This window comes from Scandinavium tedordense, from assembly GCF_024764965.1.
Lineage (GTDB): Bacteria > Pseudomonadota > Gammaproteobacteria > Enterobacterales > Enterobacteriaceae > Scandinavium > Scandinavium tedordense.
Window position 1 is genome coordinate 653752 of record NZ_JALIGG010000058.1, and the last position, 16788, is coordinate 670539.

At 51.2% G+C, this 16788-nt stretch carries 18 protein-coding genes; 5 read left to right on the plus strand and 13 right to left on the minus strand.

Annotated features, from left to right (window positions below; all coding sequences use genetic code 11):
* Positions 1–57: 57 nt before the first annotated feature.
* Positions 58–744: a GntR family transcriptional regulator gene (locus MUU46_RS22520; protein ID WP_159756466.1), complete on the plus strand. Its 687-nt coding sequence runs from the start codon at positions 58–60 to the stop codon at positions 742–744.
* A 160-nt stretch (positions 745–904) separates the two neighbouring features.
* A complete protein-coding gene (locus tag MUU46_RS22525) occupies positions 905–1807 on the plus strand; it encodes a hypothetical protein (protein WP_258966779.1) in 903 nt (300 codons plus the stop codon).
* A gap of 139 nt (positions 1808–1946) precedes the next feature.
* Here MUU46_RS22525 and MUU46_RS22530 read toward each other — a convergent pair whose 3' ends face one another.
* The 6 genes from MUU46_RS22530 to MUU46_RS22555 form a co-directional block, all read right to left on the minus strand.
* Entirely contained in the window at positions 1947–3410 is a 1464-nt protein-coding gene (locus MUU46_RS22530) for a mannitol dehydrogenase family protein (protein ID WP_258966780.1), read from the minus strand.
* Positions 3411–3515: 105 nt separating this feature from the next.
* Positions 3516–5045 carry an MFS transporter gene (locus MUU46_RS22535; RefSeq protein ID WP_258966781.1) on the minus strand — a complete coding sequence of 510 codons (1530 nt, stop codon included), beginning with the start codon at positions 5043–5045 and terminating at the stop codon, positions 3516–3518.
* A gap of 103 nt (positions 5046–5148) precedes the next feature.
* Complete coding sequence (locus MUU46_RS22540; RefSeq protein WP_258966782.1) at positions 5149–6525, minus strand: MFS transporter; 1377 nt, start codon at positions 6523–6525, stop codon at positions 5149–5151.
* Between the two features lie 44 nt (positions 6526–6569).
* Entirely contained in the window at positions 6570–7589 is a 1020-nt protein-coding gene (locus MUU46_RS22545; RefSeq protein WP_258966783.1) for a Zn-dependent oxidoreductase, read from the minus strand.
* Positions 7590–7600: 11 nt separating this feature from the next.
* A complete protein-coding gene (gene rspA, locus MUU46_RS22550; protein WP_258966784.1) occupies positions 7601–8815 on the minus strand; it encodes a starvation-sensing protein RspA in 1215 nt (404 codons plus the stop codon).
* A 161-nt stretch (positions 8816–8976) separates the two neighbouring features.
* Entirely contained in the window at positions 8977–10260 is a 1284-nt protein-coding gene (locus MUU46_RS22555) for an MFS transporter (protein WP_258966785.1), read from the minus strand.
* 259 nt (positions 10261–10519) lie between these two features.
* On the opposite strand from MUU46_RS22555, the gene MUU46_RS22560 reads away from it, so the two are divergent.
* The 3 genes from MUU46_RS22560 (at position 10520) to speG (ending at position 11803) form a co-directional block, all read left to right on the plus strand.
* The gene (locus tag MUU46_RS22560) at positions 10520–10735 is read left to right on the plus strand and encodes a hypothetical protein (RefSeq protein ID WP_159756442.1); all 216 of its coding nucleotides are present in this window, start codon (positions 10520–10522) and stop codon (positions 10733–10735) included.
* 104 nt (positions 10736–10839) lie between these two features.
* The gene (locus tag MUU46_RS22565; protein ID WP_159756439.1) at positions 10840–11181 is read left to right on the plus strand and encodes a DUF1283 family protein; all 342 of its coding nucleotides are present in this window, start codon (positions 10840–10842) and stop codon (positions 11179–11181) included.
* A 67-nt stretch (positions 11182–11248) separates the two neighbouring features.
* A complete protein-coding gene (speG, locus tag MUU46_RS22570; protein WP_159756436.1) occupies positions 11249–11803 on the plus strand; it encodes a spermidine N1-acetyltransferase in 555 nt (184 codons plus the stop codon).
* Here the strand turns inward: speG and MUU46_RS22575 are convergent.
* From MUU46_RS22575 to MUU46_RS22605, 7 genes are all read right to left on the minus strand, one after another.
* Positions 11797–12489, minus strand: a complete 693-nt coding sequence (locus MUU46_RS22575) for a YnfC family lipoprotein (protein WP_374685034.1) — start codon at positions 12487–12489, stop codon at positions 11797–11799. The genes speG and MUU46_RS22575 overlap by 7 nt on opposite strands.
* Before the next feature lie 241 nt (positions 12490–12730).
* Positions 12731–13774, minus strand: a complete 1044-nt coding sequence (locus MUU46_RS22580) for a phage late control D family protein (protein ID WP_258966787.1) — start codon at positions 13772–13774, stop codon at positions 12731–12733.
* Between the two features lie 3 nt (positions 13775–13777).
* Positions 13778–13984 carry a tail protein X gene (locus tag MUU46_RS22585; protein WP_258966788.1) on the minus strand — a complete coding sequence of 69 codons (207 nt, stop codon included), beginning with the start codon at positions 13982–13984 and terminating at the stop codon, positions 13778–13780.
* A gap of 10 nt (positions 13985–13994) precedes the next feature.
* Positions 13995–14906 (minus strand): hypothetical protein, encoded by a 912-nt coding sequence (locus MUU46_RS22590; protein WP_258966789.1) that lies wholly within the window; start codon positions 14904–14906, stop codon positions 13995–13997.
* A 58-nt stretch (positions 14907–14964) separates the two neighbouring features.
* Positions 14965–15180 carry a hypothetical protein gene (locus MUU46_RS22595; protein WP_258966790.1) on the minus strand — a complete coding sequence of 72 codons (216 nt, stop codon included), beginning with the start codon at positions 15178–15180 and terminating at the stop codon, positions 14965–14967.
* Between the two features lie 115 nt (positions 15181–15295).
* The gene (locus MUU46_RS22600; RefSeq protein WP_258966791.1) at positions 15296–15583 is read right to left on the minus strand and encodes a phage tail assembly protein; all 288 of its coding nucleotides are present in this window, start codon (positions 15581–15583) and stop codon (positions 15296–15298) included.
* Positions 15584–15685: 102 nt separating this feature from the next.
* On the minus strand, positions 15686–16774 hold the full coding sequence (locus MUU46_RS22605) for a hypothetical protein (RefSeq protein WP_258966792.1): 1089 nt from the start codon (positions 16772–16774) through the stop codon (positions 15686–15688).
* Positions 16775–16788: the final 14 nt, after the last annotated feature.

Sequence of the window (16788 nt, forward strand, 5' to 3'; positions counted from 1 at the left end):
GCGTAGCGTCATATTCAGCGTAAAATAACGCACTTACCCCGCAATTAAGAAAGAGCAATGGCCGCAGAATCGCAACTCAATCCGACACAGCCCGTGAACCAGCAAATCTACCGTATTTTGCGCCGGGATATCGTGCACTGCCTGATAGCGCCGGGTACACCGCTGTCCGAGAAAGAGGTTTCTGTTCGCTTTGACGTTTCGCGCCAGCCGGTGCGTGAAGCCTTTATTAAGCTGGCCGAAAACGGGCTGATTCAGATTCGCCCCCAGCGCGGTAGCTACGTTAATAAAATCTCTCTTTCCCAGGTGCGCAACGGCTGCTTCGTACGCCAGGCCATCGAATGCGCGGTGGTGCGACGTGCGGCGGCAATGATTACTGACGCCCAGTGTTATCTGCTGGAGCAAAATCTGCACCAGCAGCGGATTGCCATTGATCGCCAGCAGCACAATGATTTCTTCCAGCTCGACGATGAATTCCACCAACTACTGTCACAGATTGCCGACTGCCAGCTCGCCTGGGACACTATCGAGAACATTAAAGCTGCCATCGACCGCGTGCGTTATATGAGTCTCGATCACGTTTCCTCCCCGGAAATGCTTTTGCGCCAGCATCAGGATATCTTTAGCGCGCTGGAAAAACGCGATGTAGAGGCGGTAGGTAAAGCGATGACCGTTCATTTGCAGGAGATCAGCGAATCCGTGCTGTTAATTCGCCAGGAAAATGGCGAGTGGTTTAGCGAAGAGTAAGACCCTATCCTCAGATTAATCCGCTGAAATTTTGACAGAAAAACTTACGCCGCATCAACATTAATAATGCGGCGTTGGCTGAATAAACTTCACTCTACTACAGACACAGGATAATAAATTAATATAACATGACGGATAATATACACGCAAAGGAGTTGCTATGTTATCTTTTAGAAATCATAACTTTGGTGAATCATTTATAAGTCGTTCAAGAGAATTAAGAGCAAGGTCCGTCAATAATAAAATGGTACAGGGCGGTACTCTTTGGTTTAATAATTTCGTCACAACCCACTCTACACTCTGTTCTTTTGCCTTATTAATTCCCGGCCTTAAGTTTGGCGATTCAATAAGTGACTTTACTGAACTGGCAAATAATAACTATCGCGCATTACAGGTGGCTGCACAACGGCTTACTGATCAAGAAATTCTGTTTTTTGATCATTTTACGCGATCTGATTTTTATGCCGCACATGCAACAAACAGCAAGGCTGTTATTAACGATAACAATGATCTTGTTTTATTTTCAAGAAAAAAGTTAATTGAAGATAAAATCATATTCCCTACGGGGAATACATCTTCTGACGATATCGTAGGGCTTGCCAATGATGATAATGTTTTTTTCTCATTGGAAGTGGGTGCTCCACCGCAAAAGTCCCCTGCGGAGGGAATCGGCAGTCGTTTTGGCAATACCATTTACAAAATACCCTATAAAAACCCTGCCTTTGAACATTCCTCTTTAGTGCTTTTTGACCAGCTTGAGATGGTGGTTCCTGAATGCCATCTCAACGGTATTAGCATCGAAGCAAAACAGATATTGAACTCGCGTAACTATACAATGCGTTCAATTTGCTTCTATGGGCGAAAATCAATTCCAGCGCTGGCATTATCTATTATACTAGCGGCCAGATTGTTACCCGAAGATGACAGAAACATCTTGCTAAAGATTCAGTCAGAGCGAGAAATAAACAACCTGCTTGGTTACCTCTTCAGAATTGAAATAAGAGTTCCACGGCTGTTCGGTGTTAACTTTGGTGAATATTTTAAGTTCAATTTTGGTAGATGATAAAGGCCCCTATGCAGACCCCGGTTGAGGGGTATGGACTGGCGATGTCTCTTGACTCAACGTTCTGGTCGAGAGACATGCCCTGGCAGAGGCCTTTTTCTGGAAATCACACGTCGCCCCGAATGAGGCGACATAAAACTTACAGTTTCTCAGCAAAGGCCGCCACGGTGGCTTTGGCCCCTTTATCCAGCAACGACAGATAGGCATTTGTCACCTGCGAGACAAATTTCCCTTCCAGCGGCAACTCATCACCAAAGATGGCCTCGATGCCCAGCAGCGCTTTCACACGGGCTTCGCCCTGTTCGCTGTTTTTCACCACGGACTGAATAGTACTGAGCAGCGGGTCGCATACTTCAATCGCTTCGCCCTGCTCGTCGCTGCCGTCGACATAGCGCATCCAGCCCGCCACGCCAAGGGCCAGCAGTGAGAAATCGCTGTTATGCGCCAGATGCCAGCGTACGGAATCCAGCATACGCTGTGGCAGTTTCTGGCTGCCATCCATGGCAATCTGCCAGGTGCGGTGGCGCAGTGCCGGGTTGCTGTAGCGTGCAATAAGCAGGTCTGCGTAACGGCCCAGATCAACGCCTTTCACTTTCAGCGTCGGTGCCTGCTCTTTCAGCATCAGCGCGTGCGCGGCGCGACGATATTTTTCGTCTTCCATGCAGTCGTTAATATGCTGATAGCCTGCCAGATAGCCCAGATACGCGAGGAAGGAGTGGCTGCCGTTCAGCATTCGCAGCTTCATTTCTTCGAACGGGATAACATCGGAAACCAGTTCGGCCCCAGCTTTTTCCCACTCTGGACGCCCGGCGACAAAATTGTCTTCGATGACCCACTGGCGGAACGGCTCACAGGCAACACCTGCCGGATCACGCACGCCGGTGATGGCTTCGATTTTTTCCAGCGTTTCAGCGGTGACGGCAGGCACGATGCGGTCAACCATGGTCGACGGGAATGTGACGTTCTGTTCGATCCACTCGGCCAGTTCGCTGTTTAACGCCCGCGCATAGGCACGTACCACTTTCCCGAGTACATGGCCGTTTTCCGGCATGTTGTCGCAAGACATCACGCTAAAAGGCGCCAGCCCTGCCGCTTTACGACGGGCCAGCGCTTCGACCACTACGCCCGGTGCAGACGTTGGCTGATGCGGGTTTTGTAAATCGGCGGCGATCATCGGGTGGCTGAGATTCAGTTCGCCGGTTGCCGGAGAGTGGCAGTACCCTTTTTCGGTGATGGTCAGCGACACAATCGCCACCTGTGGCTCGCACAGTTTTGCCAGCACGGTTTCGAGGCCGTCCACCTGGGCGTGGAGCGCTTCTTTTACGACGCCCACGATACGGGCAGTCCACGCATTAGCGGACATTTCTGCCACGGTATACAGGTTATCCTGATGCTTGAGGTCAGCGATTTGCTGTTCGCCACCAATCAGGTTCACTTCTGTGTAGCCCCAGTCGCTGTTGTGCTCCTGAGCCAAAATATCGGTATAAACGGCCTGATGTGCGCGGTGAAATGCGCCAAAGCCGAGGTGCACGATGCGAGGCACCAGCGCGTTACGATCGTAGGCGGGTACAGTCGCCTTAGCGGTTAAAAGCGTGTTTTGCATTTTATGACTCACTGTTGAGGACGCTCATTGCCATACTAGAATAGCCAGATGAAGTTCCCGTACTTTGATTTACGATAATTTCTCTGCAAGTGGTATGACACGAATTTAAAGTTGTGTGACAGCATTCTCAGGTGCCTTTTCTGGCAGATTATTTAATCGCGCCCAGGAATACCCGGTAAGATCCTCAACCACCGCCTGCGTTTCTGGTGCGATCCCTTTTGCGTCATGCGTGGCCTTCATGCGCTCCACTTCAGCGACAAATAGCCCGTGGGTTTTCTTATTCAGATGGAAAGTGGTGGCCTGCCAAAACGCGAACAATAATAAGACCGATGTGCCGACAAACAGCAGCATTGCGATGGTATTGATGGCTTCCTGTGGCTGCACCTGGCTGCCCTTCACGAACCCACCGCTCTGCAACAGCAGACCGACCGCAAAGGTCGCAATCGCCACCGTGGTTTTACGCGAGAATGTCATCACCGCGGCAAACAGCCCTTCCCGGCGCTGGTGGCTGATCATTTCATCGATATCAGGAATGAACGGAAACACATTCCACGGCGTAAACTCCAGCACGCAGCGCCCGACCTGATACGCCGCCGCCAGGATCAACAGCAACATCACTTTGTTGTCGGTCGGGAACTGGTAGATAAGGAACAAGCCGCCAAGGCAAATCAGCATGACGCTGTAGCCGAACATATACAGGCGTGATGGCCCGTATTTGATGATGGCCACACCCGCCAGTAGCGTTACCGGTAGGCCAACGATGCTCATCGACAACAGCGTCCCTGCTAGCGCAGAGGACACGTTCAGGCAGTAGACGCAGAAAAATACAAACACCGTGTTGTAGACGTCTTTGGCGGTAAAGGAGAAGAGATATATCGCCAGATGTTTACGAAAAGCGCGCACTTTCAGCGTTGAGGCGTAGTCTTTGAACAGCATGGCGATGCTGTTCATCTTTTCCAGCCACGATGTTTTGACGTTATCTTTTTCAAGCTCCGCCAGCATTTCCGGCGTTATTTCTCGCTCCCAGGTCACTTTCCAGGAAATAAATACGCAGGCCATAAATGCCACCGCAAATACGATGCCGTTAATGAAATAGGCATTGGCATTGTGCTCACCGAAATGGGCAATCAGCACGCCTGGAATAAAAGTCGCCAGAAATGTACCTGACGCCGATAAAAACATCCGACAGGTTGATAACTTGGTGCGGGCATTAAAGTCTTTGGTCATTTCTGACGGCAACGTTTCCCAGGGAATGAGCACCATTGCGGCGATCACTTCGAAGGCCAGATACACCGCCAGGTAAAACCCGTACGACATACCGTCGAGCCACAACAGCGCGTAGACCAGCATCAGCGGCGCGCCAATGAGCAGGAAGAAGCGCCGACGACCAAATTTTTTGCCGAAATAGTTTTTATAGAAATGGTCGGTAAAGCTGCCCATAAACAGACTGACCACCGCATCAACGATACGGGCAATGGCCACAATCGACGCGGCTTCCATCGGCGATAAACCGACAAAGGTGGTGTAGTAAAATAGCAGCCACGCGCCAATAACCGTGAACGCGCCACCGCCCATAATATCCGTCAGACCATAGCCAATACTCACAGGAATTGTGATGTTCTTCTTGCGGGTCATGTTCCATCCTCGAAGGGTAAGAAAATTGGTGGCTTCATGCTTATTGAAAGGCTTTTTATGGTGCATGAAGCCGCTTATTTGCAGGTCACTGCTGCTTGATTTTTTAGCTGTACTGTCCTAGCCGGGAGTCCGCTTTGGACGGCACGACTTCGGCGGCGTCATGCGCCAAACTCAAATCACGGTCGCGCACTTCCGGCATCAACACTGCGGAAATCAGGCCAATCACCGAGTAGCAGACGATCATGGCGACCATCGGCCACCAGCTGCCGGTAACGTTGCAGAAGATCCCTGCCAGCAGTGGGCCAAAGCCCACCGCTATCAAACCGCCTGCCTCTTTGGCGATCGCCATGCGGGTGAAGCGATTACGCGAGCCAAACATCTCCGCCATGGTGATGTTTTCCAGCGCGAACAGGCCGAGTACCGCCACGTTATGAATGACTATCAGACTGATCATGATGGTGCTGGCGCTGTAGCTTTTGTCGACAATCAGCGCCAGCATTGGGTAGGCCAGAATAATCGCCGAGATATTGAGGATGATGTACGGCAGGCGGCGGCCGAATTTGTCCGACAACCAACCCAGCAGCGGAATGGTGATGAACCCGATGACCGAGCTAATCATCAGCGCGTCTGTCGGAATCGCTTTATCAAACAGCAGCGTCTGTACCAGATACCCGGCAAGGAACGTTTGAATCAGGCCCGAGTTTCCGGCCTGACCAAAGCGCAGACCGGTTGCCAGCCAGAACGATTTACTGCGGAACATCGCCCCGAGCGTAGTCTCTTCCGGCGTGACCTTCGCCGCCACCGTGCCATTTTCGCTGACTTTCTCAAACACCGGGCTTTCTTTGAGATTCAGACGCAGCCAAATGGCGAAAATCATTACCACTACGCTGGCGAGGAACGGCACGCGCCAGCCCCAGGCAACCAGCGATTCACGATCGAGTGCGAAAAACATCACCGCCCAGATTGCGGTGGCGCTGAGCGTGCCGCAGTTGGTGCCCATCGCCACCAATGAGGAAATGATCCCGCGTTTCCCCTTCGGCGCATATTCGGCCAGCATTGTCCCAGCCCCAGAAATCTCCGCACCTGCGCCCAGTCCTTGCACGATACGCAGCGTCACCAGCAGCACCGGTGCGAAAATACCAATCTGCGCGTAGGTCGGTAATACGCCGATAAGCGTGGTGCAAATTCCCATCATGGTGATGGTGATAAACAGCACCTTTTTGCGTCCAATTCGGTCCCCCATTTTGCCAAAAATAAACGCGCCGACGATGCGAGCGATATACCCTGCACCGTAGGTACCCATCGCTAAAATAAGCGCCATCGCCGCAGACTGTTCTGGGAAGAAAATCTCATGGAAAACCAGCGCCGCGCCGAGGGAATAAAGTTGAAAATCCATGAATTCCAGCGCGGTGCCAAGCCAGCCCGATACCGCTGCGCGGATCAGGTCTTTGGTGCTTCGTACAGGTTGATGTTGCGTCATAGTCGTTATCTCTGAAGGAGTGGACCACATACTCGCTATCGTGATTATTCTGCGAAGGTCAACAGGACCTTGCAGCAGTGCTGCCTATCTTTCTCAAACCGTTCAATGGCATCGCTGACATGCCGGTAATCCATGACGTGGGTAATCAGCTTGTCGGGATCTATCAGCCCCTTCTCCATCCAGTCGATAACCACCGGGAATTTGTTGGCATTCAGACGCGAGGAGTACAGCGTCAGCTCTTTGCCGGTGATGCCCTGCTGGGCGACGGACGACGGCTCGCTTGAGAAGCCCATCAGTACAATGCGCGCTGCAGGAGATGCCAGACTGACCGCTTCCTGCAAAATGGACGGATGACAGGCCGCGTCGACAATCAGCGTCGGCTTGATGCCTTTTTCATCCAGCCGCGCCTGCAACGACTGCGCGCTATTATTGATGGTCAGGTCCGCGCCGCTACGTTCGGCCATCTCCAGACGCTCAGGAATACGGTCGACAACGATCACCTGTTTGACACGATATACGCCTTTTAGCGCCTGCACCGTCACCAGCCCCATTGGGCCTGCACCGTAAATCAGTGCCACATCCTGCTCTGTCGGTTTCGACTGGCCAGTAACGTTCGCCGCGATGGTGAATGGTTCAACCATCACCGCGTGTTTGTCTTCGATGCTGTCGGGTATACGCCAGGCGTTATGAGCAGGTACAGCCGCATATTCACTGAAGCCACCGTCCCGGTGGACGCCGAGCACCACCAGAGAGGTGCAGACATTCGGTTTGCCAACCGAGCACGGGTAGCAATGTCCGCAGCTGATCACCGGGTCGACACTGACGCGCTCGCCGAGGCGGGCTGGATTGACACCCTCACCCACGGCGTCAATCACGCCGAAAAATTCATGGCCAATAACCCGTGGATATTTAGCAAAAGGATTGTGGCCGCGATAAATATGGCTGTCCGAGCCGCAAATCCCGGCCAGTTTGACCTTCACCCGCACTTCGCCCGTGGCGGGCTGCGGGATGTCGCGCTCTTCAATCACCAACGCGTTCGGTTGACGAATAACGATACTTTTCATGCTTCCGCTCCTTACCAGTTCCACAGTGTGCCGTCTTCCAGGCGCGCGACCGGCAAACAGGCCGGCTCGTAGGGATATTTCGCCGCGAGTTTTTCATCAAACTCGATGCCGAGGCCCGGTTTCTCACCCGGGTGCATATAGCCGTTGTCGAAAGTCCAGTTATGCGGGAACACCTCGAGCATTTGTTCGGAATAACCCATGTATTCCTGGACGCCAAAATTTGGCACCCACAGATCGAAATGCAACGCAGCCGCCATGCAGATCGGCGACAAATCGGACGGACCGTGCGAACCGGTGCGCACCTGATACAACGAGGCAAAATCAGCGATGCGTCGCATACCGGTGATGCCACCCGCGTGGGTAATAGTGGTGCGGATATAGTCGATGAGCTGCTCTTCAATCAGCTGTTTGCAGTCCCAGATGCTGTTGAACACTTCACCTACCGCAATCGGCGTGACGGTATGCTGGCGAATCAGACGGAAGCACGCCTGGTTTTCTGCAGGTGTCGGGTCTTCCATCCAGAACATACGGTACTGTTCAATGCTTTTACCAAAGCGGGCGGCTTCGATCGGGGTCAGACGGTGGTGCATGTCGTGCAGCAGATGTTCGTTGAAGCCGAATTTCTCGCGTACCGCATCGAACAGTTTTGGGGTGAAATCGAGGTATTTTTCGGTGGACCACAACTGTTCATCTGGCCACTGGCCTTTGGTTGCAGGTTCGTAAGCCTGGCCTTTGCCTTTCGCCATGCCGTAGGTGGTTTTCATCCCCGGCACGCCGCACTGCACGCGAATGGCTTTGAAGCCCATCTCTTTGTGACGCGCGTAGTCGTCGAGAACTTCATCAATGGTGTGTCCGGTGGTGTGGCAGTAAACCATCACCCCTTCACGGGACGCCCCGCCGAGCAGCTGATACAGTGGCATATTGGCGGCCTTAGCTTTGATATCCCAAAGAGCCATGTCGACCGCAGAAATGGCCGACATTGTGACCGGGCCCCGTCGCCAGTACGCGCCTTTATAAAAGAATTGCCAGATATCTTCGATTCGGTGGGCATCACGGCCAATCAGCTGCGGACAGAGATGATCTTTCAGGTACGAGGCCACGGACAGCTCGCGCCCGTTCAGCGTGGCATCGCCCAGCCCGGTCAGGCCATCTTCGGTGGTGATTTTTAACGTGACGAAATTACGCCCTGGGCAGGTAACAAATACGTCTGCGGCAACAATTTTCATTTTTGATCCTTACGGCTCATCGTTGATGGCGTCATTTAGCGCCCACAACAACTACCATACAAGTATATTGATCAAAAAGAGTTCAGCAGATCACAAAAAAAGGCGTGGATAAATCAAGAAAGCCCGGATGCGTTTTCATGCAGCCGGGCAGGATGAAGGGATTATTCGATGCGGTCTTTAACGATGAAGAAGTAGCACAGCGCCCCAGTAAAGGTGACGCAGGCGGCAATCACCAGTGCAAGGTTAAAGGAGTGCGTAGTGTCTACCACCCAGCCGGTGACAATCGGTGCAAACGAGGCAAACACGAAGCTGCCGAAGTTTTGAATGGCGGCCACCGAAGCGACTTTAGTTTCAGCCACCATGACCTGCACCAGCCCCCAGGCGGAGGTTCCGGCAAAGTGTACGCAGAACAGCGCCATCGAAATAAACGCCACCGCCTGCGTTGGTGTAGAAGACTGCACCACCAGCAGCGTACCGAGCGCCGACAGGGTAAGACCGAGCACAATGGCTGTTTTCCGCGTTTTCGCCAGATCGTATCCACGACGCGCCAGCGCGTCGACCACGTAGCCATTAGTCCACATCCCGACCGCTGCGGCCAGGAACGGGATCGCCGCCACCCAGCCAGTTTTGGCGAGGCTAAAGCCCTGCTCCGCCTGCAAATAACCCGGTAGCCAGGCGATGTACAGCCAGCCGGTGTAGTTCACACCTGAGAAACCTAAGATCATGCCCCATGTGGTGCGGCGCTTAAACAGCGCCAGCCATCCGCTGAACGCCAGTTTTGGCCGAGGCGTGTCCGGCGCAGAGAGGTATTCGCGTTCGGTATTGTCCAGTGCGAACTGCGCGCGATTGCGATACCACGCGTACCAGCAAATGCCGACCAGAACGCCTGCCAGGCCAATCACCACAAACATGGTGCGCCAGCCCCACGCGAGCTGCATCACCACCAATGCAGGCGGTGCGAGGGCTTGCCCAATCACCGTGGAGGAGTTAAAAATCCCCAGCGCCGTGCCGCGCTCTTTCTGCACGTACCAGTCGCTTATCGATTTCACGCCCGCAGGCATAAATGGCGCTTCGCCGATCCCGAGGCCGATCCGCAGAAAGATAAAGTGGCTGAACGAGTTCACTACTCCGGTCAACGCCTGCATCGCCGACCAGAAAATCAGGCCCGCGCCCAGCACCAGTCGTGGCCCGAACCGGTCGAGCAAAATGCCCGCAGGCAGTTGCGATAAACCATAAGAAAGGGAAAACGCCGAGAGCAGAATGCCAAACTCGGTGGCCGACAGACCCAGTTCGCCGCGGATCGCCTCGCCCGCGACGCTCAGTGAAGAACGATCGAGGAAGTTGACGATCCCGGCAATAAACAGTAGCGCCAGCGTTACTGTCTGAATCGTTTTTATTCTTGCGGGCTTTGCCAGGGCCGCCTGTTCCACTACTTCAGTTGCCATAAAACACTCCTGGTCAGTCTTCCGCACGCGCCGTGAGACCAGCGTGGGCCGTTAGAGGTTATATCCGGCAACTACCATACAAGAAGTGTCAGCAAGAGAATTCACAACGATCACATTTTTGAAACATTCAGGAAAATGCCATACAAGGGAACGATTATTTAAGGCGGTTGTCAGCAAAGTTCTTAAGGATAAATTAACCTTAGTAAAGGGAGAATCTCTTTTCTCCAGATAAGCCCTATGGCCATTGAGGTGCAGTACTATGAGTATCGACAGAATGGCGAAGATGGTGTTACGCCGTCAGGGTATTGGCGTGAAAGACAAAGTTATTCGCTTTCGCGGCGATACCATTATTTTTCGCCTGAGTCAGGACGGCTACGACATCTATGTCAACGGACTGAAAATCAATTCCGTCAAAACCCAGGACGTGAACGAGGCGGTGCGCATTTATAAAACCACGCTCAGTGGTGCCTGCTGAGAAACGTTTCCTGAGCGACAACCTGGCCGGGTATTCCCTGCGCGGGAGTTGGTGTAAACTCCGCGTGTGGGATTACCGTTTTTAACACCCTTAAGGAAACAGCAATGAAAGTGACTTTTAGCAAACGCCTGTGCCTGACGGCGATGCTGACGCTGGGTGCCATCGTTTATACTGCGAGTGCATCTGCGCAAACCAGCAAGCTCATCATTGAATCCGGTGACAGCGCGCAGAGCAAACAAGATGCGGCGATGGACAAGGAACAGTGGAACGATACCCGGTCGCTTCGTCAGAAAGTGAATACCCGCGTTGAAAAAGAGTGGGATAAAAAAGATGTCGCTTTTGATACGCGTGATAAATGCGATAAAAGCGCCAATCTGAATGCGTACTGGGAGCCAAACACCCTGCGCTGCCTCGACAGATCGACCGGTCGACCTCTTACTCCGTAACACCGTTGGGCGCCTGCAGGCGCCCTTCTTCCCCGTTTGACATGCTTACCCAATTCAAGGAAATTACATGGCCAATGCTTATGCCGTTAAGCTGCGCCCTCTGGAACGCGAGGATCTGCGCTTTGTTCACCAGCTGGATAATAACGCCAGCGTTATGCGTTATTGGTTCGAAGAGCCATACGAAGCCTTCGTTGAGCTTTCTGACCTGTACGACAAACATATTCACGATCAGAGCGAACGCCGCTTTGTTATCGAATGCGACGGCGAGAAGGCTGGCCTCGTTGAATTAGTGGAAATTAACCACGTTCACCGCCGTGCAGAATTTCAGATTATTATTTCCCCTGACTATCAAGGCAAAGGGCTGGCGACAAAAGCAGCGATACTGGCGATGGACTACGGCTTTATGGTACTGAACCTGTACAAGCTGTATTTGATTGTCGATACCGAAAACGAAAAGGCGATCCACATTTATCGCAAACTCGGTTTCCAGGTGGAAGGCGAACTCATCCATGAGTTCTTCATTAACGGCGAATACCGCAATACCATTCGTATGTGTCTGTTCCAGAATCAATATCTGCCAAAACACAAAACACACACATTGCTTAAGCCGACGGCTCAGTAGTACTCGATGGTATTTTTGATGGTGTAGCGCCGGGTCACTGGCGGCGTTACGCTGTCATCTACAATCTGCAACTCGCAGCTCAGCGGGTTGTCGTGTCGGTCGTAATCACAGGTTTGCACCACATTGCCGATGGTTTTGTCATTCAGAATGCTGACCGCAGTGTAATCGAGTTTCTTACGGGCATCTTTCGGCGGCGTCGCCACTATTTTCAGCGTTTCATTACCACTGGTTGAGGTTTTCCCTAACGGATAACCTTCACTATCATATTGATAATCTACGCTTAATGCTTTCCCGTGTGCGGCTACAACAAAGCCGTTATCGTCAGTGTCCCAGCTCATTCCGGCGGCAGGCATTCCCGCTAACTGGCATTTCCCTTGCAACAAAATACGCTTTTGCTGGGTGGTGCCGTCGACGTAATAGTTTGCGTCGAGTACCAGCGTCGCACCGGCGTTATTCTCCAGATCATGCAGTTCAATCAAATCAAAACAGCCTTCCTGCGAGAGTCTGGCGCTAACGCGTTTGGTTACTTCGCCCTTCTCGTTCATCAGCGTCTGACTGAAGTCTTTAACCGGCCCCCGCAACGGATCGAAATCAAATTCATTGGAAAAACTCGCCATTTCCGGCGTAAAGGCAGCCGGTGTTGAGGCGTTATCGCAGGCGGTGAGCACGCTGATAAGCGGCACCATAAACAGCAGTTTCTTCACAGACTGTCCTTTACGGTAGATTTTTCTCAATCATATTAGCAAATACAGCGATTTACACTATAGCAGCAGCCAATCAAGTAAAATACAATATATTCATATCGTTACAGGGATTTCACTGTCTTTGAGATAGAACTAAGTCGACAAAAAACAGGCTATACTTTTCAACACGTTACAAATAGTTTTGGGGAAAGATTTTACCCCCATAATCTTGCCCCAAACTGCATTATTCGAGATCCATACTCAGGCTGAATCCCTGCTCAGAAAGTCGAAAATCTAGCGAGGCAATTTTCCACTCCCGATCCTCCACGCTACCGAAGCCACTGGTGGTTATTTTCGCTTCTGCTGTCATTGGCATCATTTCTGGCGTAGCTGGGAGAACGAGGGACATGCCCACCAGCTTTTTCGTGCTGTGGGCACTACAACCACCAGCGATGACCCGGGCACCTTGAATATCTTTCTGTGGTATCGGGTAATGGTTGACCGGTTCGCCGCTTCCGACCGTCAGTGTCTTTATCCTGCCACTGTCAGCCATGTCTCTGTAACTCACGACAACAGTTCCTTTTCCTGATTTGCTGCTGTCAGGATGATCGCTGTTGTCGTAGTACCGCCAGTTACTGCACATATCAGGCGTAATGGTTTTCACCGGCAGAGGTTTACCGCTCACCGTAGTTTGCGCCCCTCTGGGTGTTATCACCCAGTAATCGTGCGTCACCTTGCTCACCGCACCATACTGCGCTGCTATCCGGGTCAGTAAATTCATATCGCTCTCACCAAGCTGGTCAACATGGGATAGCGGCTGTTCCTCCAGCGTTGAATCAACCCGAGCCGTTAAGCCATGTTCGGCTGCGATGGTACTGACTAAATCGCTCATCAAGGTACCTGACGCAAAGGAGCGTGTTTTCTGCGACTGCAACGAACTGTGGCCACGCTCATTCGTTTTAGAGAACGCTCGGGCTGTGATTTCGATTACTCGAGGTTGTGAAGATGAACCACCGGACGAACGTGAATCAACTACGAAGTTTCCCTTATCCACCAGCTCGTCACCGAAGCCCATGGACACAGAAATTTTCACGCCCTTCCCAGGCAATTTCATATCAGGGGATACCACCGCAAATGAGATCTGATCACTCTTTTTGGAATCACCGCCGTAATCTTTCAGCGAAAGGTCAATCAGGTTCTCACGCACTGCGTCGGTGATATCTTCACCCTCGACGGAAATAGCAAAGTTTGGCAGCCATGGTTTGCTGCCGGTATCGATGTAAGACATTGGTTAATCCCAGAGTGATGTTTCTGTTTTCTTCTCTGCGGGCTTTACAACAGGGAGGTCGAAGGTTGAACCAGCATTGAAAACTTCATTCGTTGTCAGATCATAGTTCTCTGGCGAAAAGAGAACGGCTTCAAAGGTGTTGTTGACCGCCGCGTAATGGCGGGCGCAGATAATATCCAGCCGTTCACCGTCTTTCGTTGTGTATTGCACAGGCGTCTCCTCAGAATGCTGGAATATCGAATGTGTCTGACCCGGCCGAGCCAGGCACGCCAGGCGTCGCTTTGTTGAAAGCGTCGTAGACACCCTGGCCAAACTCAGTCGGGTCCTGGCCCGGTAGCGTGTTCACCGTGATATTGACGTGGTTCGTCTGCTGCGGTGCCGGAGTTTTCAGCGACGGGACCGGCACACCGAATGTCTTATCATTAAAGTTAACGCCATCCGGAACTCTGGCCTGACTATGGGCGTCCTTCCAGGATTGCTCACCTACGTTGGCAACATTGATGGATTCCTGATAACCCAGCGAGCTTACGCCCTGCTTCTGTTCTTCAGTTTCGATAGCGCGCTGTCGGGCTTCCTGTGCTGTAGCCATCTGCGCAGGAGATCGTTCATCGTTTTCAGGCAGGATTGCATCTATCCATTTCACAACCTGTGAGACAGCCCGCCCAAAGGTTTCCAGTCCATGGACAACTCGCTCCGGACCACCACCTTTCACCCACTCAGTGATTTCATTCGCGATCAGCTGCTTATTGTTACTGACCCATTGCGTAGCTTGTTGTTCCCACGCTTTCAGCTGCGGTTCGAATGCCTTGCCTAACTCCCCGGCCATTCCCTGCAAAGCAGTTTCCCCGGACGTCCAGAGGTTACTGATAACCTGGCTGGACTCAGCCGCTGCGCGTGCTTCATCCTCAGACACATTGTTGAGCTGAGCGGCGTTATCCATCACTTCCTTGAAGGATTTGCCGGTGCTGGCGATGTAGGTCACCAGTTTGTTGGCTTCACCGCCCATCAGCTGGTCGGCAAGTGATTCCCCCTGCTGGGCAGTCAGGCTCTTATTTTTGATGCCGACCGAGATGGCCTGCATCACCTGGTCAAACTGCTGTTGTTTGCCCCCCGTCATCTGCGTTTTGTTCATACCGATCTGGGCCAGCAGCGGGTTTAAGGATTTATCATTGCCCTGCTCACCCAGTTTGTTACTCAGCTCTTCTCATATTCTTTATCTGCGCGGTAGTCCCCGCAGATCCGGCTTTCACCTGACGCATCCAGGCCGTTTGTGATTTTGCCGCCTTAGCTGACTCTTCGCTGATATCGTCAATGCCGCGAGTAAGCCCTTTCAGGGTCCGGGACATTGACGGGTCAAGCGACGCCCCGAAATTAATCGAGGCGTTAAACTTCTGGGATTTTGACATTACGCCGCGCTCTGCTTAATGGCCTTTTTCAGATAGCGCCGCCAGATACTCAGTGGCATCGTGAGCTGTTCGCTGAACGTAATGCGGCACCAGTATGTGATCCCCGGCTGGTTGTTCAGGAACTCAGGTTCAAGCGCTCCGCCGGTGGCAGCAAAAAATCATTAAATGCCTCCGTCAGCTGGTCGTAGTCGTACGCCGGAAGCTGGTGCAGATCACCGGGGTTAAGGCTGCAAAGGCCCGCAATCATCGCCACTTCTTTCTCAAGCGCGGCGCCTTTGTTCTTTTCAAACAGAAGTTTGTCGAACATCGTCGGCTCGCGCATCTTGATGGTTTCGACTTCTTCCCCATTCAATTTCAGTGGACGGGATAAGGTGATAAGAGTGGTGTTAGCCGGATAAGTCATTTCGCGGTTCCTTAAATGAAAAAAGCACCCGAAGGTGCTTTTGTTAGGTTTTGTTGTTGGGAAATTGATTATTATGTAGCTATTGCTTATTACGTGTATGTTTTATAAGACTTCACTATCTAATATTCCCGCATTGTGCAACTTACTCCGTAGTTTTTTGGCACCATGCATATTTAAATGATGCCCATCGTGAAAATCGCAGTAATCGAAATCGTTGTCACTTGAGAAATCGCACACATGAAAGAAATCAGATTCCAACCCACTCAAAAAGTCATACACTTTATTTTTCATGAGTTCATTTATGTTTTCGACATAAGATTCTGGTAATGGGGGAATGATGAAATACACATCCTTCCCTAAACACTCAGAATTCCTCTTGACCTCCATCATTAATTCACAATTCAACTCAAATGAACTTTCATACTTAACGTATTTGTTATGCAACGATACAGTCTGAACCCCCTGTAATTCGCCATCGAGTTTTGGATCTCTTGTGGGATAGTTTATTCCCTTTTGCAAAGCTGATATAATTTCACTTTCACTGGGAAACCTCTCTTGCTTCTCACTATCGTTACAAGAAAAATAACGAGAGGAAACAATCACATCAACAGACGCAGCCAAATTAAGAGTCACTGGCAAACAAATTGGAGCAACAGAAGATTTTTTAGCATCCATGAACCCCATCACAGCCTTATGGGCATATACGTATACCTGAGCGTACCCTTTTTTAATTTCCTTGAAAAAATCATACACACCAAAACAAAAAATAGTTTTATTACTTAATGGTATTTGGTGTATCTCATTATAAAACATCACCGCACTGGTAATATCTAACCCAGGTAATGAAAAGCTCACAGAATTCACAGAATTCATATCCGTTAACGTATTGTAGGAGTATGATGAACCCAGAATCACTTGTTTATGCTTTTCTTCAATAAATCGTTTGTATTGATAAATGAGGAAAATCGTCCAGTCCTGATGCAATTGATGTTTAGTCGCCTGACGCTTCTCGTAATAAAAATGGGAAAAAGGTTTGCAAACTCCTTTCCCCAGTAAAGCTTCACTTCCATAAAAATCGTAAGCAAGAACAGAAAACTGGCTATTAGAAATTTTATTGCTGAGGCTTTCGAAGTCAGTGAAATGATCGCAATTATAAAACAAAATGTTATAACCAAGGTGATTGACTTGCATTATGAAATCATTAT

Coding starts and splice junctions, on each gene's coding strand:
- MUU46_RS22520 (WP_159756466.1), top strand. CDS start 58: ATGGCCGCAGAATCGCAACTCAATCCGACACAGCCCGTGAACCAGCAA.
- MUU46_RS22525 (WP_258966779.1), top strand. CDS start 905: ATGTTATCTTTTAGAAATCATAACTTTGGTGAATCATTTATAAGTCGT.
- MUU46_RS22530 (WP_258966780.1), bottom strand. CDS start 3,410: ATGCAAAACACGCTTTTAACCGCTAAGGCGACTGTACCCGCCTACGAT.
- MUU46_RS22535 (WP_258966781.1), bottom strand. CDS start 5,045: ATGACCCGCAAGAAGAACATCACAATTCCTGTGAGTATTGGCTATGGT.
- MUU46_RS22540 (WP_258966782.1), bottom strand. CDS start 6,525: ATGACGCAACATCAACCTGTACGAAGCACCAAAGACCTGATCCGCGCA.
- MUU46_RS22545 (WP_258966783.1), bottom strand. CDS start 7,589: ATGAAAAGTATCGTTATTCGTCAACCGAACGCGTTGGTGATTGAAGAG.
- rspA (WP_258966784.1), bottom strand. CDS start 8,815: ATGAAAATTGTTGCCGCAGACGTATTTGTTACCTGCCCAGGGCGTAAT.
- MUU46_RS22555 (WP_258966785.1), bottom strand. CDS start 10,260: ATGGCAACTGAAGTAGTGGAACAGGCGGCCCTGGCAAAGCCCGCAAGA.
- MUU46_RS22560 (WP_159756442.1), top strand. CDS start 10,520: ATGAGTATCGACAGAATGGCGAAGATGGTGTTACGCCGTCAGGGTATT.
- MUU46_RS22565 (WP_159756439.1), top strand. CDS start 10,840: ATGAAAGTGACTTTTAGCAAACGCCTGTGCCTGACGGCGATGCTGACG.
- speG (WP_159756436.1), top strand. CDS start 11,249: ATGGCCAATGCTTATGCCGTTAAGCTGCGCCCTCTGGAACGCGAGGAT.
- MUU46_RS22575 (WP_374685034.1), bottom strand. CDS start 12,489: ATGGTGCCGCTTATCAGCGTGCTCACCGCCTGCGATAACGCCTCAACA.
- MUU46_RS22580 (WP_258966787.1), bottom strand. CDS start 13,774: ATGTCTTACATCGATACCGGCAGCAAACCATGGCTGCCAAACTTTGCT.
- MUU46_RS22590 (WP_258966789.1), bottom strand. CDS start 14,906: ATGAACAAAACGCAGATGACGGGGGGCAAACAACAGCAGTTTGACCAG.
- MUU46_RS22595 (WP_258966790.1), bottom strand. CDS start 15,180: ATGTCAAAATCCCAGAAGTTTAACGCCTCGATTAATTTCGGGGCGTCG.
- MUU46_RS22600 (WP_258966791.1), bottom strand. CDS start 15,583: ATGACTTATCCGGCTAACACCACTCTTATCACCTTATCCCGTCCACTG.
- MUU46_RS22605 (WP_258966792.1), bottom strand. CDS start 16,774: ATGCAAGTCAATCACCTTGGTTATAACATTTTGTTTTATAATTGCGAT.